Annotated in this window: 17 protein-coding genes and 1 tRNA gene; 14 read left to right on the forward strand and 4 right to left on the reverse strand. The window is 62.1% G+C overall.

The annotated features are described in order from the left end of the window. Window positions 1-2 precede the first annotated feature (2 nt). Window positions 3-1,265 carry an NAD(P)/FAD-dependent oxidoreductase gene (locus RA20_RS24685; RefSeq protein WP_052248993.1) on the forward strand — a complete coding sequence of 421 codons (1,263 nt, stop codon included), beginning with the start codon at window positions 3-5 and terminating at the stop codon, window positions 1,263-1,265. Window positions 1,266-1,424: 159 nt separating this feature from the next. Here RA20_RS24685 and RA20_RS13075 read toward each other — a convergent pair whose 3' ends face one another. Further along, window positions 1,425-2,768 carry an MmgE/PrpD family protein gene (locus RA20_RS13075; RefSeq protein WP_039129360.1) on the reverse strand — a complete coding sequence of 448 codons (1,344 nt, stop codon included), beginning with the start codon at window positions 2,766-2,768 and terminating at the stop codon, window positions 1,425-1,427. Between the two features lie 227 nt (window positions 2,769-2,995). Between RA20_RS13075 and RA20_RS13080 the strand changes: the two genes are divergently transcribed. The 10 genes from RA20_RS13080 to RA20_RS13125 all read left to right on the forward strand — a co-directional run bounded on the left by RA20_RS13080 (window position 2,996) and on the right by RA20_RS13125 (window position 13,773). After that, window positions 2,996-3,892: a LysR substrate-binding domain-containing protein gene (locus RA20_RS13080; RefSeq protein WP_039129364.1), complete on the forward strand. Its 897-nt coding sequence runs from the start codon at window positions 2,996-2,998 to the stop codon at window positions 3,890-3,892. Between the two features lie 369 nt (window positions 3,893-4,261). Then, entirely contained in the window at window positions 4,262-4,939 is a 678-nt protein-coding gene (locus RA20_RS13085) for a hypothetical protein (RefSeq protein ID WP_039129367.1), read from the forward strand. After that, window positions 4,936-5,985, forward strand: coding sequence for a low-specificity L-threonine aldolase (gene ltaE, locus RA20_RS13090; RefSeq protein WP_052248994.1), 1,050 nt, complete (start codon window positions 4,936-4,938; stop codon window positions 5,983-5,985). Before RA20_RS13085 ends, ltaE begins: the two co-directional genes overlap by 4 nt. 916 nt (window positions 5,986-6,901) lie before the next feature. Next, window positions 6,902-7,348 carry a DUF4129 domain-containing protein gene (locus RA20_RS26155; protein ID WP_241482253.1) on the forward strand — a complete coding sequence of 149 codons (447 nt, stop codon included), beginning with the start codon at window positions 6,902-6,904 and terminating at the stop codon, window positions 7,346-7,348. Then, window positions 7,345-8,679 (forward strand): hypothetical protein, encoded by a 1,335-nt coding sequence (locus RA20_RS13100; protein ID WP_039129373.1) that lies wholly within the window; start codon window positions 7,345-7,347, stop codon window positions 8,677-8,679. Before RA20_RS26155 ends, RA20_RS13100 begins: the two co-directional genes overlap by 4 nt. Continuing rightward, window positions 8,669-9,625 carry an AAA family ATPase gene (locus RA20_RS13105; RefSeq protein WP_039129376.1) on the forward strand — a complete coding sequence of 319 codons (957 nt, stop codon included), beginning with the start codon at window positions 8,669-8,671 and terminating at the stop codon, window positions 9,623-9,625. Before RA20_RS13100 ends, RA20_RS13105 begins: the two co-directional genes overlap by 11 nt. A gap of 53 nt (window positions 9,626-9,678) precedes the next feature. Further along, window positions 9,679-10,920, forward strand: coding sequence for a DUF58 domain-containing protein (locus RA20_RS13110; RefSeq protein WP_052248996.1), 1,242 nt, complete (start codon window positions 9,679-9,681; stop codon window positions 10,918-10,920). Further along, window positions 10,920-11,918 (forward strand): stage II sporulation protein M, encoded by a 999-nt coding sequence (locus RA20_RS13115; RefSeq protein WP_039129380.1) that lies wholly within the window; start codon window positions 10,920-10,922, stop codon window positions 11,916-11,918. Before RA20_RS13110 ends, RA20_RS13115 begins: the two co-directional genes overlap by 1 nt. After that, window positions 11,915-12,835, forward strand: a complete 921-nt coding sequence (locus RA20_RS13120; protein WP_039129383.1) for an RDD family protein — start codon at window positions 11,915-11,917, stop codon at window positions 12,833-12,835. Before RA20_RS13115 ends, RA20_RS13120 begins: the two co-directional genes overlap by 4 nt. Before the next feature lie 164 nt (window positions 12,836-12,999). Further along, a complete protein-coding gene (locus RA20_RS13125; RefSeq protein WP_039129387.1) occupies window positions 13,000-13,773 on the forward strand; it encodes a hypothetical protein in 774 nt (257 codons plus the stop codon). 471 nt (window positions 13,774-14,244) lie between these two features. Here the strand turns inward: RA20_RS13125 and RA20_RS13135 are convergent. After that, a tRNA-Thr gene (locus RA20_RS13135) sits at window positions 14,245-14,320 on the reverse strand. 248 nt (window positions 14,321-14,568) lie between these two features. Here RA20_RS13135 and RA20_RS13140 point away from each other — a divergent pair. Continuing rightward, window positions 14,569-15,444, forward strand: coding sequence for a hypothetical protein (locus RA20_RS13140; protein ID WP_039129392.1), 876 nt, complete (start codon window positions 14,569-14,571; stop codon window positions 15,442-15,444). A gap of 259 nt (window positions 15,445-15,703) precedes the next feature. On the opposite strand, the gene RA20_RS13145 is transcribed toward RA20_RS13140, so the two are convergent. After that, window positions 15,704-16,222, reverse strand: coding sequence for a hypothetical protein (locus RA20_RS13145; protein ID WP_039129395.1), 519 nt, complete (start codon window positions 16,220-16,222; stop codon window positions 15,704-15,706). A 143-nt stretch (window positions 16,223-16,365) separates the two neighbouring features. Between RA20_RS13145 and RA20_RS13150 the strand changes: the two genes are divergently transcribed. Together RA20_RS13150 and RA20_RS13155 are read left to right on the forward strand one after the other, a co-directional pair. Continuing rightward, the gene (locus RA20_RS13150; RefSeq protein ID WP_039129398.1) at window positions 16,366-17,355 is read left to right on the forward strand and encodes a hypothetical protein; all 990 of its coding nucleotides are present in this window, start codon (window positions 16,366-16,368) and stop codon (window positions 17,353-17,355) included. Between the two features lie 260 nt (window positions 17,356-17,615). Continuing rightward, window positions 17,616-18,908, forward strand: a complete 1,293-nt coding sequence (locus RA20_RS13155; protein ID WP_039129401.1) for an O-acetylhomoserine aminocarboxypropyltransferase/cysteine synthase family protein — start codon at window positions 17,616-17,618, stop codon at window positions 18,906-18,908. 64 nt (window positions 18,909-18,972) lie between these two features. Here the strand turns inward: RA20_RS13155 and RA20_RS13160 are convergent, their stop codons facing one another. Next, complete coding sequence (locus RA20_RS13160) at window positions 18,973-19,689, reverse strand: SIMPL domain-containing protein (RefSeq protein ID WP_039129404.1); 717 nt, start codon at window positions 19,687-19,689, stop codon at window positions 18,973-18,975. Between the last annotated feature and the right edge of the window lie 39 nt (window positions 19,690-19,728).

Genomic DNA, 19,728 nt, shown 5'->3' on the forward strand with positions numbered 1-19,728 from the left:
GGATGAGCACGAAATTCGACAAGGGCGCCTCCATCGCGGTGATCGGCGCCGGTATCGTTGGAGTGGCCAGTGCCTTTGACCTGGCGCGGCGCGGCTATGAGGTGACCGTTTTCGACCCGGCGCCGCCCGGCCAAGGCGGGCCGTCCTGGCGCAATGCCGGGCAGATCGGCGCCTCGGATCTGCAGCCGCTCAGCACCCCCGGCATTGCGCTGACAGGGCTGCGGATGATGCTGCAAAAAGACAGCCCGCTGCGTATTCCCGGCCTTGAGAAGCTGCGGCTTCTGCCCTGGTTCTGGCGGTTCATGGCCACCTCGCGCGGTGACAACTACCGGCACGCCTGCGCCGCGATGACGACCCTGGCAAGCCAGGCGTTTGAGGATATGTCCCAGATGCTGTCTGCCGCAGGCTGCGCAGGAAAAATGCGCCGCTCTGGCGCCGGCTTCATCTACGACAGAGCCCAAAGTTTTGCGGCCAGCCAGCCCGCCTGGGCGATGAAAGCAGAAGCCGGTTTTCCTTCAAGCCCGATGAACCGGGAGGTCATCGCCGCCCGGCTGCCGGATATGGATGCCAGGTTCAGCCACGGCATGCTGTCGGAGAACTGGGGAGACGTGTCCGACCCGCTGGAAATCGTCCGGGATCTTGCCGGAGCGCTGCAGAAATGCGGCGGTACGTTCCGGCACAGCAAAGTCACCAGGCTGACGCCCCTGGCCAATGGCATCTTCGTGGAGACGGAAGCAGGCCGCGAGATCTTTGACGGGACGGTGGTCGCCGCGGGCGTAGCCTCCAGGCAGTTTGCCAAGGCATTTGGGGAAAATCTGCCATTGGCGGCTGAACGCGGCTACAACCTGACTTTTCCAGATCCGGGCTTCCGCCTGGAACTGCCGCTGGTCATGCCGGACCGGGGCATCGCCATCACCCAGCTGGGTGAAGGGCTGAGAATTGGTGGCTGGGCGGAATATGCCGCCAATCCCAACAGGCCGGAAAACAGGTCCTGCTATGAAGCGATGTCGCGGATCAGTTCGGAGATCTTTCCAGGCTTGAATCAAAGCGGCGCCATCTCTTGGATGGGCAACCGCCCCTCGCTGCCGGATTCGATACCGGTGATTTCACGCTCTCTGAACAGCAACCGTGTGTTCTACAACTGCGGCCACGGCCACTACGGGCTGTCCAATTCGGCTACCTCAGCCCGCATTCTTGGCTCTTTGATCGCGGGCGAAGAGCAGCCGCCGGCCAACCGGGCCTTTACCCTCCGGCGCTTCAACTGACGCGCTTGCCAGTTCACAAAACGGATCGCAGACCACGAGAATGCCAGATTTTAACTGCTGCCAGCGCCGACATCGGAGGCGCCGCAGCTTTGGCGGCAGCTGCCGTAGGCACCGCTGTCAATTTATCCATGAACAACAATCGCCGCGCGCGGCAGCGGGCTAGGCAGGCTGACAGCACAGATCGAGGAGCTGCCTGAACCCGGCGGCATCCAGACTGTCGAATTTTTGAGCCCGTTCCGCCATTTCTGCGGCCCGCGCCAGGCCCAGCACCGGACCGGCCAGCAACTGGAACTTCTCAAAAATGTCCGCATCGCTCAACGGCAGGTCAGCGTCGCCGCGCGGAGTGCGCGGGGCGTCCTCGATCCGGCGGCCGTCCTTCAGCACCAAAGTGACCTGAGCCCAGCGTTTGCCAGTGCTGATGCGGGTCATCTCTGCATCATCAATCAGGGTGACGGCGCGGCTGATGCGCAAAATCTCCGGGTCGCGCAGCGCTGCCGGACGCAGTTCGTCCACCCCCACCTGGCCGCGCACGATCATTGCCGCCACCGGGAAGGCGATGGAATAGGCAAACTCGTCCTGGTTCTGCGGTTCATGCCCGGCGAGCCGGGTTGCGTAATGAAAGGTGCGGATTTCGACGCCTTCGATCTGAGCATGGTGAAGCCCATGGATTTGCATCAAGTCCTTTACGGCATCCAGCGAGGGGTGCGCCCAGCGGCAACAGGGATAGGCCTTGTAGTGGGTGTGGTCCACAAGCCGCCAGCCACTGCCGAGATCGTGCCAGAATTCTGCCCCCTCCTCTCCTTCACAGGTCAGCGCCGGGGCACCGGTGAAGCCTTCCATTGCCAGATAGGCCGCCGTGACGCCGGAGGGGGCACCCCAGCCGACTCCGTCCCGCACCATCGACGGATGGTCGATGCAGCGCATCATCTGGCTGCGCGGCCCGTGGTATTCGCCGACGCCCGCGGCCTGGCGGATCTGCCCGGCAGTTCCGCCCAGCAGCTTGGCGCCTGCAGCAGCGACCCCCACCGCAGTCCAGGCGCCGGACGTGTGGTAGTCGGCGCAAGTGGCGTGCTGCACCAGCCCGGCCCGGTAGGAAATCTCATAAGCGGCGGCAAGAACAGCGGCAAAACGCCTTCCGTCGATATCCTGCCCCCCGGCCTGTGCCATGGCGATCATGGCCGGAAAAATGGCGGAACCCGCATGCCCTTTGCACGGGGTGGTGCCATCATGGGCATCAACTGAATCTATGGTGAATGCACCGGCCATGGCTGCGCCGGCCGGGCTGACATCACGCCCGTCCATCAGCATCTTGGCCGCGCCGGCGCTGCCTGCGCCAAAGATCATCGGGGCCACCCTGCGGGCAATTCCCGAAAGTTCGGTGGTGGCGCCAATGGCCGCAACGCCCATGGTGTCGAGGAACGACCGTCTCAGGGTCCGCAATACTTGCTCCGGCAGCTCATCATAGGTCAGTCCGGCTGCAAACCGATCGAATTTCAGGGCCATCTGCTCAGCGCCTCCTCCGCGCGTCGACCGCATCCTTGGCAGGACAGGGCAGTTCGTTCAATCATGGCAAGCCGGGCAAACGCCGGATCCGCGGGTCCAAGATGGCGCCACTGCCACAGTTTCTCGAAGCCTGCCCTTGGAGTTTGCCGCAAAACAGCAGAATTGGGGAATGACTTGATGAGATTTCAGCATTATTGAAACAGAAAATTCAGCGGGCAAGGCACCTCATGCGCAGACGCATCCCTTCGATCACCTCCCTGCTATGCTTTGAAGCGGCAGCAAAAACCGAAGGCTTCGCGCGCGCTGCTGAAGAGATGAACGTGACGCAAAGCGCGGTCAGCCGCCAGATTCAAATCCTGGAAGCCTTTGTCGGGCAGTCGCTGTTTGTCCGCTCCAAGCAACGGGTCAAGCTGACTTCGGCCGGCCGGAACCTGCTGGCCGAGCTCTCGCCGCTGCTGGAAGAGCTTGAGTTGACGATTTTGAAAACCAAATCGCATGACAGCGCCGAAGGCAGTTTGAACATAGGCGTCTATCCGACACTTGGCAGCCGCTGGCTGATGCCGCTCATCATGGGCCCCGAAGCGGAAAAGATCCGCCATACACTCAATCTCGTCACCTACCTGAAAAATCCCGAAATTGATCCAAGCTTGGTGGATCTGGCCTTTGCGCAGGGAGATGACTCCTGGCCGGGCTACCGCGCCGACAGGCTGATGAGCGATGTGCTGGTGGCGGCCGGCGCGCCCAGCCAGTTCCCTGAGCCGCTCAGCGATCCGGAGGCCCTGCTGGAGCACCGGATCCTGCAGCACTCCACCCGGCCGCTGTCCTGGCAGATCTGGTTCAAGCTTCAGGGCCTTAAGCTGCCGCGCAAAATCATCGGCCCGATGTTCAACCAGTTCGAAATGCTGATTGACGCAGTCAAAAACGGGCATGGCATTGCCATCATTCCGGAAGTCCTGATCCGCAAGGAGCTGCAGCAAGGCAGCCTGGTGCAGGTTCACCCATTCAAGGCCGCAGACAGCGCCTATTACCTGCTGACACCCGAAGCCAAGATCGGGATTGTCCGGGTTGAGCGTATGCGGACATGGTTTCTCAAGCATATGCAGACCTTCGGCCAACCGGACTGAGCAGCCTTAGAGCCGGCCGAAGCTCTGCCCTGCCTTGCCGCAAGGAAATTCCCACATGATGAAATTTTCTCACCGGCACTTCTGCAAGCCAGCTTCAAAATAGCAACGGTCCGGCCAGACCAGCCTGCCGGCCCTATTAAAGGGTCAGGAGCGTGAGAAATTAATATTCCAAGTCAATTGATTAGCAGTCATCTGGAAATTGAAACCCCGGAAAGCGGCTCCAGCATACGGCCTGAACAACGGCCAGGGCATTGCAAACCCCAAGGACTTGATGCGTTTTAGTGATCACCTGATGAGAAAATGCAGCTTCCCAAACCGCGAAATCTGAATATGGCTTGTTCCAGCAACGCGCCTTTGGGAGATGCCGAAATGACCTTCTTGCCCACAATCCAGGACGCAGACGTCGATCTGATCCAAAATGCCATGTCGTCGATGCCTGACTACAAATCGGTTGCCGAATTCGTGCCCGGTCCCGGCATTGCCCGGCTGGAGCTGAAATTCGACATCGGGAAACTGCAGGAGGCCCTGGACGAATGCCTGCAGCGCGAGGCCTTCATGGGCGGGATGCAGGATCAGGGCTTTGCCGCGCTGCCGCTGACCCAGCGCCCGGGCCAGACCGAATGGACTCCCAACGACCTGTCGGGCCGGTACTGGCTGCGCGCCGATGAGCGCTACGTCGAAGAGCCGCGCGAAGATCTGGTGCCGGAAATCGACTTTTCCGAATTCAACCCCAAGTTCAAAGGCACCTATTTCGAATATGTGCACGAGGAACTGAGCAAGCGCTTCCCGATCGGCCGCACCCGGATCCTCTCCAAGGGGCTCTATAACTGCAACTCATGGCACCGCGACCCCGAGCCGCGTCTGCACATCCCGCTGATCTCGAACCCCGGCTCGCTGTTCATCGTGAACCACCACGTGACCCATCTGCCCGCAGACGGCTCAGTCTATTTCACAGACACCCGCGCCTATCACACCGCCCTGAACGGCGGCGAAAAACACCGCGTGCACATCGTTGCGGCACTGGCTTACGATCAGGTCACCAAATGAGCCTCTATGGTTACGCCGCCGCGGATGCAGCCACCAACTGCATCTGCGATCTTCGCAGCGACACCCTGACCAAACCCAGCGCCGGCATGCGCGAGGCGATGATGGCCGCGCCTCTGGGAGATGATGTCTATGGCGAGGATCCGACGGTCACCCTCCTGGAACAGGAGCTTGCCGCACGCCTGGGCAAGGACGCCGCGGTGTTCTTTCCCACCGGCACTCAAAGCAACCTGGCAGCCGTTATGGCCCATTGCGGCCGCGGCGACGAGATGATCGCCGGCGACCGCTACCACCTCTACTGCGATGAGGCGGCAGGGGTTTCGGTTCTGGCCGGCGTCTCGATGGTGCCGGTTGCAAGTTCTGAGGATGGCGGCCTGGATCCCAGCCGTATCGCCGCTGCGATCAAGATGGACGATCCGCATTACGCCCGCAGCCGCCTTTTGAGCCTGGAAAACACTGTCGGCGGCCGGGTTGTGCCGCTGGAGCGGATCGAGGCAGGCGTGCGGGTGGCGCGCGAAGCCGGGCTGGCAGTGCATCTGGACGGCGCCCGCCTGTTCAACGCAATCACCGCCTTGGGCTGCGATGCCGCCACCTTTGCCGCACCGTTCGATACAGTTTCGGTTTGCCTTTCAAAAGGGCTTGGCGCGCCCGCAGGCTCGGTTCTGGTTGGCCCGGATGCCCTGATGGGCCAAGTCCGGCGCAACCGGAAAATTCTGGGCGGAGCCATGCGGCAATCCGGCATTCTGGCGGCAGCCGGGCTCTATGCGCTGGAACACCACCTGCAGGATCTGGCCGATGACCACCGCCGCGCCGCCCGGCTGGCCCAAGCGCTCGGTGAAACCGGCATCGGTGAAGTCTCATCGCAAACCAACATGGTGTTCCTCACGCCCCCCGAGGAGGCCCATGACCGTCTGATTAGCCATATGGCGCAGGCAGGCATCAAGATCGGCGGCCAGTCTCCGGCGATCCGGCTGGTCCTGCACCGGGATGTGGATGACAGCGCGCTGGACGCGGCCATTGATGCGTTCAGGTCCTTCCCCCCAGGCTAAGGCGGTACAGACCGGATAGATCCCAAACGTCGAATGGGCTGGCATCGACACAAAAGAGAAAGCGTTCGGCAACCGGAGCCACAAGGCCCGGAAGGTGGTCCTTGTGCCCGTCCGCAACAGGCTGCGCCAAGTCCTGCCCCGTCCGCAGGGGCAGCCTATGCACCGAAATCCGGTGCGCCGTTCGCGCCGCCCTGATGACAGTCTAGCAGGTTCTCCGGGTCCGCTGGAGGCTGCTGGCTTCACAGTCTTCAATCTGGCAGGCCGGCTCCCTGCAACAAACAAAAGCCGGAAACTCCGGCTTCTTGGAGAGCCGAAGCCCCAAGCAGCAGCAGACGCCTCATTTGACGGTTTTACGACCATAAAGCGGGTTTGCCCGGATGGCCCTGAGGTGACAACGCCTGATTGCATTCACCGCGAACCCTCACTGGCGGGTGGATGGCTCCTGCTCGGCCGGCGCCGCAAGCCGGCGTTTGTGCTAACCTGGCGAACACCCGGGAGGAGGTAAACTAACGGCCTCTGCGGCCCGTCTTAACGTCGACCGGCCGCCTGTCAGCCGTCAGCCACTAATTGCTGCACACTGCGATTTAATTACATGTTTCGATTGATCGCGTAAAACGGTTCATCTATCGACATTCACATGATTTCTGTAATTAGACTGCTCTTCTTTGCCTGCTTTTTCTCAATGCCTCATTGGAGTTCTGCGCAGCAGTCTTCCGAGACACCGCTGGAGATTGGGGAGAGCGGGAGGGCGTATCTACAGGCAATCAGGCTCCGCGGCATAGATGCGGATGTCGCATATTTCGACCCTTCCGGCCCGCCGCCTCCGATGGAGACCGGGCAGGAACCAAAGGCACCTGTTGAGCGGCCTGACCGGAAAACCGAATGGTCACTGGGCAGCATTGATATAGCGGCCTTAGTGGTTTCTGCCGCGGTGCTGCTGGCAATTGCCTATGTCTTTGCCCGTTTCGGCGGAAGCATCTCAGTCTCGCTGGGCCGGGATGCGGGGAACACAGCGCGGGCGCGCGGAGGGGCAGCACGCAGCAGCGGAGCTCTGTCTACTGCAGCACCAAGCAGCCTGGCCAGCATTCTGCGTCTTCAGGACCGGCGGGAGGCTCTGGTCCAGCTGGCTCAGTCAGCACTGGCAGCAGCGGTTTCAGCCAATGGCGTGCTGCTGCAGCGCAGCTGGACGGCGCGCGAAGCTTTGCGGCACCTGCCTGCCGAGCAAAGTCATATGAGCGCGCTGCGCAGCCTTGTTCACGCCAGCGAACGCGTGCATTTCGGCGGCCGGGACGTGAGCGAAGAGGAATTCCAGTCGCATGTCGACAACATACGGCCGTTGCTGCAGTCTGAGGTCCGCGCATGAGCCTGCAAGAACCTGGCACGCCCCAGAACAGGCTGCGGCTTGAAACGCTGGCGATTGCTGCTTTTGGAGCGCTGCTCCTCTTTGTGGTGTTCTACGCTCTCTCGCAGCGCCAGCAGGTACTGAGGGCGTCGCCTTCCGGGTTCGACGGGCTGCAGACCTGGCTCGCATCCGAAGGCGTCAGCGCGCAGAGTTTTCTTGGCGGCTGGCAAGTTGACCAGAATTCCGTTGGATTGCTGCTGCTGCCGCTGTTCGACACTGTGCCGGACAGCCCCCGCAGCCCCCCTTCAACCAAGACCGAGCTGCTGTTTCAGCAGGATGAATACGATCTGGAAATGGAGGCCGTTCTGGAAAAGACCCGCCGGGTGCAAACGCTTGCTGTGCTGCCGAAGTGGCGCAGCGGCATGCGTCTGGCGGGCGTTGCCCATCCGGTCCTGCTAAACGACCGCTCCGCGGTGGAACAGCTGCTGCAGGCCATGACCGGCCAAACCGGCGCTAAAATAGAGGATGCAGGCGTGCCCTTCAGCGACTTCAGCTATACAGCAGCGGACGGCGGCCAAGAGATGTTTGCCCGGGTCTATGCGGCCCAGATGTTCACGAGCCCTGGCTGCACGCCGCTGATCGGCACGCAGGACGCAATGCTGCTGGCGGACTGTTCCGTGTCCAAGGGCAAAGCGCTCAGCAAGTCAAAGGGCAAGCGGCTTCTGGTGCTGTCCGATCCTGATCTTCTGAACAATCACGGGCTGCGCATGGCCGACAACGCCGCCATTGCGCGGGATTTTCTGGCAGCGCACGCCGGCGAACGCAATGTGATGATAGACTACAGCCGCGGCATGTGGCTGACCGATCCGGACCGCGGTGTGCGCCGCGAACGCAGTTGGGCCGATCTCAAAAGATTTTTTGAACCGCCGTTCAACACCCTTTGGCTGGGCGGGTTGCTGACACTAGGTCTTTTTGTCTGGCGTTCGTGGCTGCGCTATGGCCCGGTGCGCCACGAGTCCGCAGCCGTCACCAGCGTCAAGGCACTGGCGCTTCAGGCTCGGGCCCGGCTGATGCGGCTTTGCAACCAGGACGGAGCCTTGATCAGCGACTATGCGCAAGCCCGGCTGGCGGCCACGGCAGCGGTGCTCTTTGGCCCTGCCCATTCCCGGCACTACGCCGAGCCAAAGGCGTTTCTGGGCTATGTCGCGCGCCGCCATCCCGGGCGCGCGGCCGCTTTGGAGAGCGTCCTGACAGCAATTCAAAGCCTCCAGCCGCAGATCTCGCCGGCGGATGCAATCCAACATGTTGATGAACTTGAAGCGCTATTGGAGCAGATAATCCATGACACTTGAAACTCTGCGAAGCCGGTCCGATGCTCTGAGGTCCGAGATCGGGAAAACCGTTCTCGGACAGGAAGAGGCGGTGGACATGCTCCTGATCGCGCTGTTTGCGCGCGGCCATGTGCTGCTTGAAGGCCCGCCGGGCACCGCCAAGACCTTGCTTGCCCGCAGTTTTGCAGCCGCCATGGACCTGGAGTTCGGACGCATCCAGTTCACGCCCGATCTGATGCCGGGCGACGTGCTGGGCACCTCAATCTTCAATTTCCAAACCAATGAATTTGTTCTGACACCTGGCCCGGTCTTTACCCAGGTTCTGCTGGCGGATGAAATCAACCGGGCCCCGCCCAAGACCCAGGCAGCCCTGCTGCAAGCGATGAACGAACGCACTGTCAGCATTGATGGCACCGACCATTCTCTGGGGCGCGAGTTCATCGTTGTCGCCACCCAGAACCCAATCGAGCAGCAAGGCACCTACCCTCTGCCCGAGGCACAGCTGGACCGGTTCCTGTTCAAGCTGGTGATCGATTTCCCGCCGGAAAGCGTCGAGATGGCAATTCTGCGCCAGCACGCCGGGGCGCCGATGGAATCGGGGATGGAAACCAGCGGTCTGGCAAAAACTCTTGATGCTCAGGCCCTGGCCGAAAGCCGGGCGCTGATTGACGAAATCATTCTGGACGACGACATCCTGGCCTATATCCTGCGCCTGGTCCGTGCCACGCGGGAAAGCTCCGAGATTGCCTTTGGCGCATCGACCCGGGCCGCAGATGCACTGGCGGCGGCGACCCGGTCGCTGGCGGGATTGAGCGGGCGCGATTTTGCCATTCCCGACGACGTCAAGCGGCTGTTTGTCCCGGCGCTGCGCCACCGCGTTGTTCTGGGGCCGTCAGCCGAGATCGAAGGCCGCAGCTCCGCAATGGTGCTTGAAAACATCCTCAACCAGATCGAGGCCCCCCGCTGATCCGCCCTTCGCCCCGACTTCTGATTGCCTCCTGCATTGCACTGCTGGTGTCGATGCTGAGTATCATTTTTGCCAATGGGCAGCGCGAGATCGCGCTGGCCCCCTGGGGGCTGCTTGCAGTTCTTGCTGCGGCCGATTTGCTGCTGTCCTTCTCGCGCAGGAAGCAGCTCAGCTACGGGATGGCAACGGAGATCTTCATCGGTGAAAGCCAGACGCTAAGGCTGGAGATCCCGCGGATGCCTGCCGGCCTGCGGGCACGGCTGGCGTGGCCCCAGGGTTTGAGCGGTGCAGCCGAAATCACCTTTGTGCCGCAAGCGGACGGCACCGGCATTGCTGAAACCGCCTGCCGCGGCGTGCAGCGCGGGGTCTGGGCCTTTGAGCACATCTGGCTGCGCTGGATGTCGCGGCTGAAACTGTTTGAATTTGTGCCGCGGCTGAAATTCGACCTTGAGGTGCGGGTGGTCCCCAACATCCGCCTGGTGCAGTCGGGCGAGATCGCCACAACGGTGCAATCGGCCCTCTACGGGGTCAAGGAAAACCGGGCGATCGGCGAGGGCTCGGAATTTCACCAGCTTCGCGATTTCGTTCAGGGCATGGACGTCAAATCCATCGACTGGAAACGGTCTGCCAAACGCCGGTCACTGGTGGCCCGGGAACTGCGCGCCGAGCGCAACCACCACGTGATCGTGGCACTCGACAACGGCTACCTGATGCGCGAAGAGATCGCCGGCCTTCCTAAAATCGACCACGCGGTGACCTCGGCACTCGCAGTGGCCTGGGCGGCAGCCATCGGCGGCGACCAGGTAGGTTACTACGCCTATGACGTCCGGCCGCGTTCCTTTGTGGCGCCGGCGCAGGGGCGCCAGGCCTTTGCACGGCTGCGCAGCTGGAGCGGCGAACTAACCTATTCCGGGCATGAGACCAATCATACGCTTGCACTGACCGAACTGAATGCTCGCACCCCCAAACGCAGCCTGATCATCGTGTTCACTGACTTCATCGACACGACCTCTGCTGAGCTGCTGGTAGAAAACCTGGCCATTCTGTCCAAACGGCATCTGTTGATTTTTGTCGCCATTCGCGACCCGGCAGCCGAAACCCTGGTGGAGACACCACCCGAGGACCTCGATGGCGTAGCCGTTCTGGTGGCTGCGAACCAGGCGATCAGCGAACGCCGGCTGGTGCTCGAGCGCCTGGCCCGGCTGGGTATCACCGTGCTGGATGCCACACCGGAAACCGTCACCGGCCGGCTGATCTCCACCTATCTGGAAATCAAGGCACGGGAGATGATCTGATGTCCGAAGCCGATCTCATCCGTTCCGCCCGGTTCCGGAAAGAACGCGAAGCCGGTTGGCAGCGGCTCGAGGCTCTGGTGGCCCGGGCAGAACGCGACGGCCTGCAGCGGATGGAATTTGCCGAAGCCCGGGATCTTGCTGCGCTTTACCGCCAGGCCACAACCTCGCTGGCGATCGCCCGGGAAATCTCGCTGGACAAGGGGCTGCTGAATTACCTGGAGGCGCTGACTGCGCGGGCCTACCTGTCGGTCTACGCGCCGCAGGAACGGCTTGGCGGGCTGTTCCGCAAGTTCTTCACCCAAGGCGCGCCGCAAGCGATGCGCCGGTCGTGGCTGTTCATTGCCATCGGCTTTTTGTGCATGGGGCTGGGCGTGCTGGCCGGCTATCAGCTTTTTCTGGAGAATTCTGCCTGGTATCATGTGTTCATGCCGCCAGAGCTTGCTGGCGGCCGCGGCCCGTCCTCGACCACCGAGGAGCTGCGCCGGGTGATTTATGACGAGGACCCGTCGGCCTCCGGCCTGGGCGCCTTTGCAACAACCCTGTTCTCTCACAACACCCGCATCGCCATATTTGTCTTCGGGCTGGGGGTGTTCCTGTGCGCCCCGGCAATCCTTCTGACGTTCTACAACGGCCTGATGCTGGGAGCCTTTTACGCCCTGCATGCTGAGCGCGGGCTGGGTGCTGATCTGGGCGGCTGGCTGTCGATCCACGGGGTCACTGAAATCTCGGCGATTTGCATCGCCTGCGGCGGCGGGCTGCAGCTGGGAGCTGCGGTGCTGTTTCCCGGCAGCCGGACCCGCAGCCGGGCGCTGTATCACGCCGGACGGGATGCCGCGAAGCTGGCACTGGTGGCCGCGGTCATGCTGATCGCCGCCGCCTTGCTGGAAGGCTTCGGCAGGCAGCTGATCCAGGATATCACGGCCCGCTATGCATTGGGCTGGGGCATCGGCCTGTGCTGGCTCGCCTGGTTTGTTCTGGGCGGGAGGGTCCGGCAATGAAGCTGCGGTGGCGGAGGAATACCAAACCCAAGCCGCCGGCAGGAGAGCTGGTGCCGCCGGAAGGCGTGCCCCTGAAGCTGGAGGTGGCAGGGCTGGGCGTGCGGCTGGCGGCACAGATAACGGATATCTTCCTTACTCTGATTGCCGCGATTTGCCTGCTGATCCTCGTTGCATCCCTGGGCTTCAGCGCGCCTGAAACGCTTACGGCCATCGGGAGCCTGATGTTCTTCATCATCCGGGTGCCCTATTACGTCATGGCCGAGCTTGCCTGGAATGGCCAGACACTGGGCAAGCGGCTGATGAAGATCAAAGTCATCTCGCATGACGGCAAATCGCTCAGCACCCATGCGCTGGTGCTGCGCAACCTGATGAAGGAAGCCGAGATCTTCCTGCCCGCAACCTTGCTGCTGTCCCTTGATGCGGCCTCGCCGCTGGCCTCGGGGCTGGCTCTGGGCTGGATCGCCGCCGGGCTGATGGTGCCGCTCTGCAACCGGCACCGGCAAAGGCTGGGCGACCTGATGGCCGGAACCCATGTCATCCACCAGCCGGTACCGGTGCTGCTGAAAGACCTGGCCGCCCAGCCAGTCCGGCCGCGGGCAAAGCAGGACGGGTTTGTGTTCCTGGCGCATCAGCTTGATCACTACGGCGCCTTCGAGCTGCAAACCCTGGAAACCCTGTTGCACGCGCAGGAGACAGGCCCCGGCAAGAGCCCACGGCGCAACCAGGGCGCAACCATCGAAGCCGTGGTTGAAAAAATCCGGCAGAAAACCGGCTATGCAAATAGGGTTCCCGCCGCCCGGAGGCTCGAGTTTCTAAGAGCATTTTATAATGCGCAGCGCGCGCATCTGGAACAGCGCCAGCTGTTTGGCGAACGGCGCAAAGACAAACATTACGCCACTGATGACTCCCAGCTTTGACTTGACCTGAAAGCCCCACCTTTAGACGATTGCGCTGCAAGAGGCTTGCAGAGCAAACGCCCTCGCGACAATGATGACGCCATTCTAGCACTGCATGCGCCGGCCTGACCGCGGGCGCGCCAGACAACCGCAAAACAACACAGTCACAAAATTGAAGGATTACCATGTCCACTGCAGCTGATATTGATACCAAGATGCCGCTTGGCGTCGGCTCCATTGTCGGAGATAGCCTTTCCCTCCTGTTCAAACATCTCATCCCCGTAACGCTGATGGCACTTTTGCCGAACGCGGTTGCCCTGCTGGCCATGGGGTCGGTGATTGGGATTGGCGTGGTGATAGGCACCGAAGTTCCGGATGTGAGCAACTCCAACATCTTTACGGCAATGATCGCGGTGTTCGTGCTGCAGATCGTGTTTTACAGTCTGACGACAGCGCTGCTGGTTCAGTTGGCATATGATGCTAAGCTTGGACGGCCAATCCAGATTGGCCGTTACTTCGGGCCGGCCATCCGCTCGATCGTGCCCATTGCCGTATTGTCGGTGATCGTCGCTCTTCTCGCGACAGCCGCAATGATCGCGCTGATTATTCCGGGCCTGTGGGTTTATGCCGTCTTTGCAGTCGTCACCCCGGCTATTGTGATTGAAAGAGCGGGATTTGGGGGGCTCGGCCGCAGTGCAGACCTCACCAAGAACTACCGCTGGCCGGTCCTTGGTGCGCTGATCCTAGTTGGGATCTGCACATTCATCTTTAATTTTGTTTCGACATTCCTTGCCGGCATTGTCGCAGAAGCCGGCGCGATTGTTGCTGCGATTGCTTACCTTGTTCCCACGGCTTTGGCTGCCGGACTGATCAGTATCTGTGTGGCTCTGATCTATGCGCGGCTGCGTGAGATCAAGGAAGGTGTGAGCGTCGATCAGATCGCTTCGGTTTTTGATTGACCCACAGGCCAAACGGGCTGCGCCAGTTTACGCGGGCGCAGCCTAGGCACGAGCTTTGATGAAAGCGGTGTGCCGCTCCTAGGAACCTGGGCACGATTGGATTAAACTCCGGAACCTGCGGCTGCCGTAATCAGCCACTTTGGGCAATGCGTTCCGCCTTTCTTTGCGTTCCATACAAGAAGTGGGAAATATCAGGCAGGAAGGGCAAGGCAACTCTGCACTCCTGCCGGGATGTACGCTGCCCGGATGCTGAACAGAGGCTGCAGGAGGCCTCCCACCTTCTCGAGCAGGCGGCTGTGACCCAGACTCAGAAGTACGCCAAGTTCGCCTAAAGGGATGTTGCAGACAGGGCGAGGGAGATCATGAATGGCCGCTGAAATTTCCGCGGCCTCAAAATCGGACCCTGTGTGGGCTCACTATACACCCCGACTCTCCAGAAGAGTCGCCTGCCATTTGATTTTGCTTGGAAAATGGTGCCCCCACACGGACTCGAACCGCGGACCTACTGATTACAAATCAGTTGCTCTACCAGCTGAGCTATAGGGGCACTCACGTCACAAATCCAAAGGCCAGGCATCTGAAACAGCCTTTCCCAGGAAGGTTCGGGAGAAAAACCGCTTTCTTCCAAACCCGTTGCCGGACACGTACTAAAGTCCGGAAAGACCGTCAAGCCGATATAGACCGCCCTGGTCGCCCCCGGTGCACTTCCTGCTGCTGCCCGCCTCACCCAGGTTTGACCTGGCCGTCCCGCCGCATTAGGTCTGGTGCAAGACGCCCGCAACCACAGGTCAGCTCATGCAGGTCATTATCCACTGCGGTGCTCATGCCACCGAAGAAGACCTGCTGCTGAAGAGCCTTTTGAAAAACGCCGGCAGCCTGGCACAGCAGGGCACCTGTGCGCCCGGCCCGGGCCGCTACCGCTCGCTGCTGAAAGACTGTATGGCAGCGCTGAAAGACGGCACTGCTGCCGATGAGGCACCGGAGGTGCTTTGGGATGCCATCCTGGATGACAGCCAGGCCAGCCGGGTGGTTCTGTCCAACCCGCATTTCTTTGGCTCGCCGCGCCATGCGCTGCAGCAGCAGAGCCTGTATCCGGAAGCCGAATCGCGTCTGCAGGCGCTGCAGGCGCTGTTCCCCTATGATCAGCTGGAGATCTTCATGGCCCTGCGCAGCCCGGCCACCTTTCTGCCGGCGCTGTTCGCCAAGTCCGCCCGCGGCACCGTGCGCAAGGCGCTGCGGGGCTGTGATCCGCTGCAGCTCCGCTGGTCCGAGCTGCTGCAGCGGATGCGGGCTGCGGCGCCGCAGATGCCGGTCACCGTCTGGTGTTACGAAGACTTGCCGTTGATCTGGGGCCAGGTGCTGCGCGAATTGGCCGGGCTTGAAGCCGGCGCACCGCTGAAAGGCCGGCTGGATCTGCTGGCCACACTCATGCTGCCTGCCGGGCTGGAACGGCTGCAAAGCTATCTCGATGCGCATCCTGAAATGACTGGGATCCACAGGCGGCGTGTCTACGCAGCTTTTCTGGACAAATTCGCCCGGGAAGAAGCTCTGGAAGAGGAACTGGATTTCCCTGGCTGGACAGAAACACTGATCGAAGAGATGAGTGACATCTACGAGGAGGACCTCTATGCAATCCAGCGCATACCCGGGGTCACCCTGATCGCGCCTTAGGCCCGCGGCAGGCCTCCATCTGCGCTGCGCCCGGCAGCCCCTCCGGCCTGGAGCACCGCTCAACCGTCAGAAAATTCCCGAAGGAAACCGCAAAGAAGAATTCCAGGGCAAGCGCGGGCAGAAAGCCCGGAAGCCCCCGCGCGACCCGGGCTTCCGGTGCCCGCCAAAGGCCGGAACAGTGAGGAACTCGCCAGAAAAACGAGGCCTCAAAATCAGGGCTTCTCTATCGCGCCGGCGCCGCACAGACAGGTGCCTCAGGTCACGGCAGCGGCTGACCGTTGCGGCCGAATACATAGCCTTCGGTGCTCAGATCGTCATAGGTGACCTCCACCGCAATCTGCTGGATCGAGCCCAGCGGATAGCTGCGGTAGGGCAGCCCGTCCTCTTCCTTGATCATATTGGGAAACCCCTCATCCAAGTGGCAGTCCGGAAGCGGCCAGATTTCCAGCGCATGGCCGTTCACCCCCAGCTTGACCTGTGCGAGGCCGCAGCGCCAGGACCAGAGATGAGTGACATAAAGCAGGTCCTGGCCGTCGAACTCGCGCACATGGATCCAATTGGCCTTTGTTGCGGCGAGGATCGGCTTTACTTCGGTTGCCGTAGTAAAGCGGCCGGTGGCTTCCTGCGGCTCGGCGGCCAAAGCGGCCGGTGCCGCCTGAACGGACGGCTGCTCCTGGACGGCGGGGGCCGGCACGGCCGTTCCGGCGCTGCCGGCTGTCCCGGAGCCAGCATCCGGCCCGGCGGCTGCGGCAATGATGGCCAGGATCACGTCGAACATATTCTCTCTCCCGCAAATGAGTCCCGCACAGCACAAAGCACTTGGATTTTGCCGCCGGGCTTGTTGCACGGCGCTTGGCCGGCTTATAGCTACCTTAACAGGCAGTGCTATCCGCCCGGAAGAGACGGAAAACGGGGAAATCCATGGCAAAAGCCCCCTTCAACGTGATGATTGTCGGCCAGGCCGGCCGGCTGCAGTATGAGGCGCTGTTGTTTGCCGCCTCCCTGCGCCATTGCTCGCCCGGGTTTGCCGGGCGGCTTTTCGTGGCAGTGCCGCAGCCGGGCCCCTTGTGGGACAAGGACCCCGGCATCCGCAATCAGGAGGTGCTTCGGGCGCTGGCGGATCTGGGGGCAGAAATCCTGCCGTTTGAAAGCAAGGTTTTCGGAGCCGCCTACCCCTATGGCAACAAGATCGAAGCTCTGCAGGCGCTGCCAAAAGGCGAGCCTTTTGTGTTCTTTGACACCGACACGCTGATCACCGGCGAACTGGCAGATGTGCCGTTTGACTTCTCCCGGCCTTCCGCGTCGCTCCGGGTGGAGGGTACCTGGCCCAAACCTTCGCTGTATGGCCCCGGCTACAGCGGGATCTGGCAGTCGCTTTACTCCCGTTTCGGGCTGGATTTTCTGTCAAGCCTCGACCTCAGCCAGCCGGATGAATTCTGGAAACGCTATCTCTACTTCAATGCCGGCTTCTTCTACGGCGCCTGCCCGCGCGCCTTTGGCAAACGGTTCCTGGTCTATGCCCAATCGGTGCAAAGTGACCCGCCGCCTGAGCTGGTCTGCCAGGCGCTGGACCCCTGGCTGGACCAGATCGTGCTGCCCTTGGTTATCCACTCCTTCGGCGGCGGTCGCGATGCGCTGCCCGCCGGCCATCTGGACGGCACAGTCAGCTGCCACTACCGGCTGCTGCCGCTGCTTTATGCGCGGGAAAGCAGCCGGGTGGTGGAGCTGCTGCACGAGATTGCAGCCCCCAACCGGATCAAGAAGGTGCTGAAGGGCTATGAGCCCGCCAAACGCATGATCTATCAGGGCCGCGGTGAAAAAGTGCGGGCACTGTTTGATCAGGACAACTTGCCGCGGCGCGAACAGGCAATCCGCAACCGGATCAAGTCGGAAGGCTTCTGGATGCGCTGAGCCGCGCCGCAGGCAAAGGGCAAATCAAGCGCTCCCGCCTGCTCCCGGCGCCCTTGCAGGGCATCCGTCACAGTTGGGCCAAGCGCCGCGCAGGGCGCGGCGCGCGCCAGGCACAGCCTGGCGCCATGCCAAACGGGAGCGGCTGCCGCCAGGCGGCCGGCGACGGGCGGGAGTGTTTGCTGCGGCATTCCTGTGATTGCGTTCTATGCGCCGTCATGCTGTGGTGCGCGGGACAAAAGACCTTTCAGGGAGACATACTCATGACCGACGCACCGTCATATGGTTTTGATACCTTGCAGATCCACGCCGGCGCCAAGCCCGACCCGGCCACCGGCGCCCGCCAGACCCCCATCTATCAGAGCACGGCCTATGTGTTCCGTGACGCCGAGCACGCTGCCGCCCTGTTCAATCTGCAGGAAGTCGGCTTCATTTATTCCCGCCTGACCAACCCGACCGTGGCCGTGCTGCAGGAGCGCCTTGCGACGCTGGAAGGCGGCGTTGGCGCGGTTTGCTGCTCCTCTGGCCACGCGGCGCAGATCATGGCGCTGTTTCCGCTGATGGGCCCCGGCTGCAACGTTGTGGCCTCCACCCGGCTCTATGGCGGCACCGTCACCCAGTTCAGCCAGACCATCAAGCGCTTCGGCTGGTCGGCGAAATTCGTCGACACCGATGACCTGGACGCTGTGAAGGCCGCCATCGATGAGAACACCCGCGCGGTGTTCTGCGAATCCGTGGCCAACCCCGGCGGCTATGTCACTGATATCCGGGCGATCGCGGACATCTCGGACGCGGCAGGCATCCCGCTGATCGTCGACAACACCTCCGCCACCCCCTACCTTTGCCGCCCGATCGACCAGGGTGCAACGCTGGTGGTGCATTCCACCACCAAATACCTCACCGGCAACGGCACGGTGACTGGCGGCTGCGTCATCGATTCCGGCAAATTCGACTGGTCGGCGAACGGCAAATTCCCGTCCCTGTCGGCACCGGAAGACGCCTACCACGGCCTGAAGTTCCACGAGACCTTCGGCCCGCTGGCCTTCACCTTCCACGGCATCGCCATCGGCCTGCGCGATCTCGGCATGACCATGAACCCGCAGGCCGCGCATTACACGCTGCTGGGCATCGAGACCCTGTCGCTGCGCATGCAGCGCCATTGCGAGAACGCCGAAAGAATCGCCGCCTGGCTCGAGAAGGACGACCGCATCGACTATGTGACCTATGCCGGCCTGCCCTCTTCGCCCTACAGCGAACGCGCAAAGGCCTGCTATCCCAAAGGCACCGGCGGGCTGTTCACCTTTGCCGTCAAAGGCGGCTACGAGGCCTGCATCAAGCTGGTCGACTCGCTGGAGATCTTCAGCCATGTGGCCAACCTCGGCGACACCCGCTCGCTGATCATCCACTCGGCCTCGACCACCCACCGCCAGCTGACACCGGAGCAGCAGGAGGCTGCAGGCGCCAGCCCGAATGTGGTGCGGGTCTCAATCGGTATCGAGGATGCAGATGACCTGATCCGCGACCTGGATCAGGCGCTGGCCAAGGCCTGCGGCTGAAACACAGCGCCGCTGAAATGGAAAAGGCCGGGCGCCCTGCCCGGCCTTTTTGTGCCGTTTGAGCTTATTCGCCGCCCGGCACGCTCATATCGAACACAACCGACACATTGTGGCTGAAGGTCAGCTCGCCTGCCTCAATGGGCATCGCGTCGCTGCGGGCCATCTCCATCGCCATCATAGGACGCACGCTGTTGCCGCCATGCTCGTTGATGGAGCGCACCGGCCCCAGCTCCATACCCGCCGCCTCGGCCAGCTGCTGCGCCTTGCGGATGGCATCTTTCACCGCCGCCCCGCGGATCCGGTCCTGAACCGCAGAAGGATCCTCCACTCCGAAACTCAGCCCCTGGAACTGGTTGGCGCCGGCATCCAGAACGGTATCCAGAACCGGCCCCAGACGTTCCAGGTCGCGCACCCGCACCAGCAGCGTATTGGACGCCTGGAAGCCGGTGATCTCTCGGCGCCCGCCGCTGTCATAGGAGCGGTCCTGCGACCATACCGGATGCATGGCAATGCGCCGGGTCTGCATGTCCTCAGCAGCGATCCCCGCCTCCTTCAGCCGCGCAATCACCGCACCCATGGCATCCGACACCGCAGACATCGCGATTGCAGCCTCCTCGGCCTCTTCGGTCACCCCCAGGGTGATGGTCGCTAATTCCGGTGCCACCTGCAGCCTGCTCTCGCCGCTGACCGTGATCTGCCGCTGCGCTGCCGCCTCAGCCGCTGCCGCGCCAGCGCTCATCGACAGCACCAGTGCGGCTGCCAGAAGTCTCTTTGCCTTCATGCTTAAAAGCTCCTTTTCGAATACCCCCTAAATGGGGAT

Source organism: Leisingera sp. ANG-Vp (genome assembly GCF_000813725.1).
In the GTDB taxonomy this organism is placed as follows: Bacteria; Pseudomonadota; Alphaproteobacteria; order Rhodobacterales; family Rhodobacteraceae; genus Leisingera.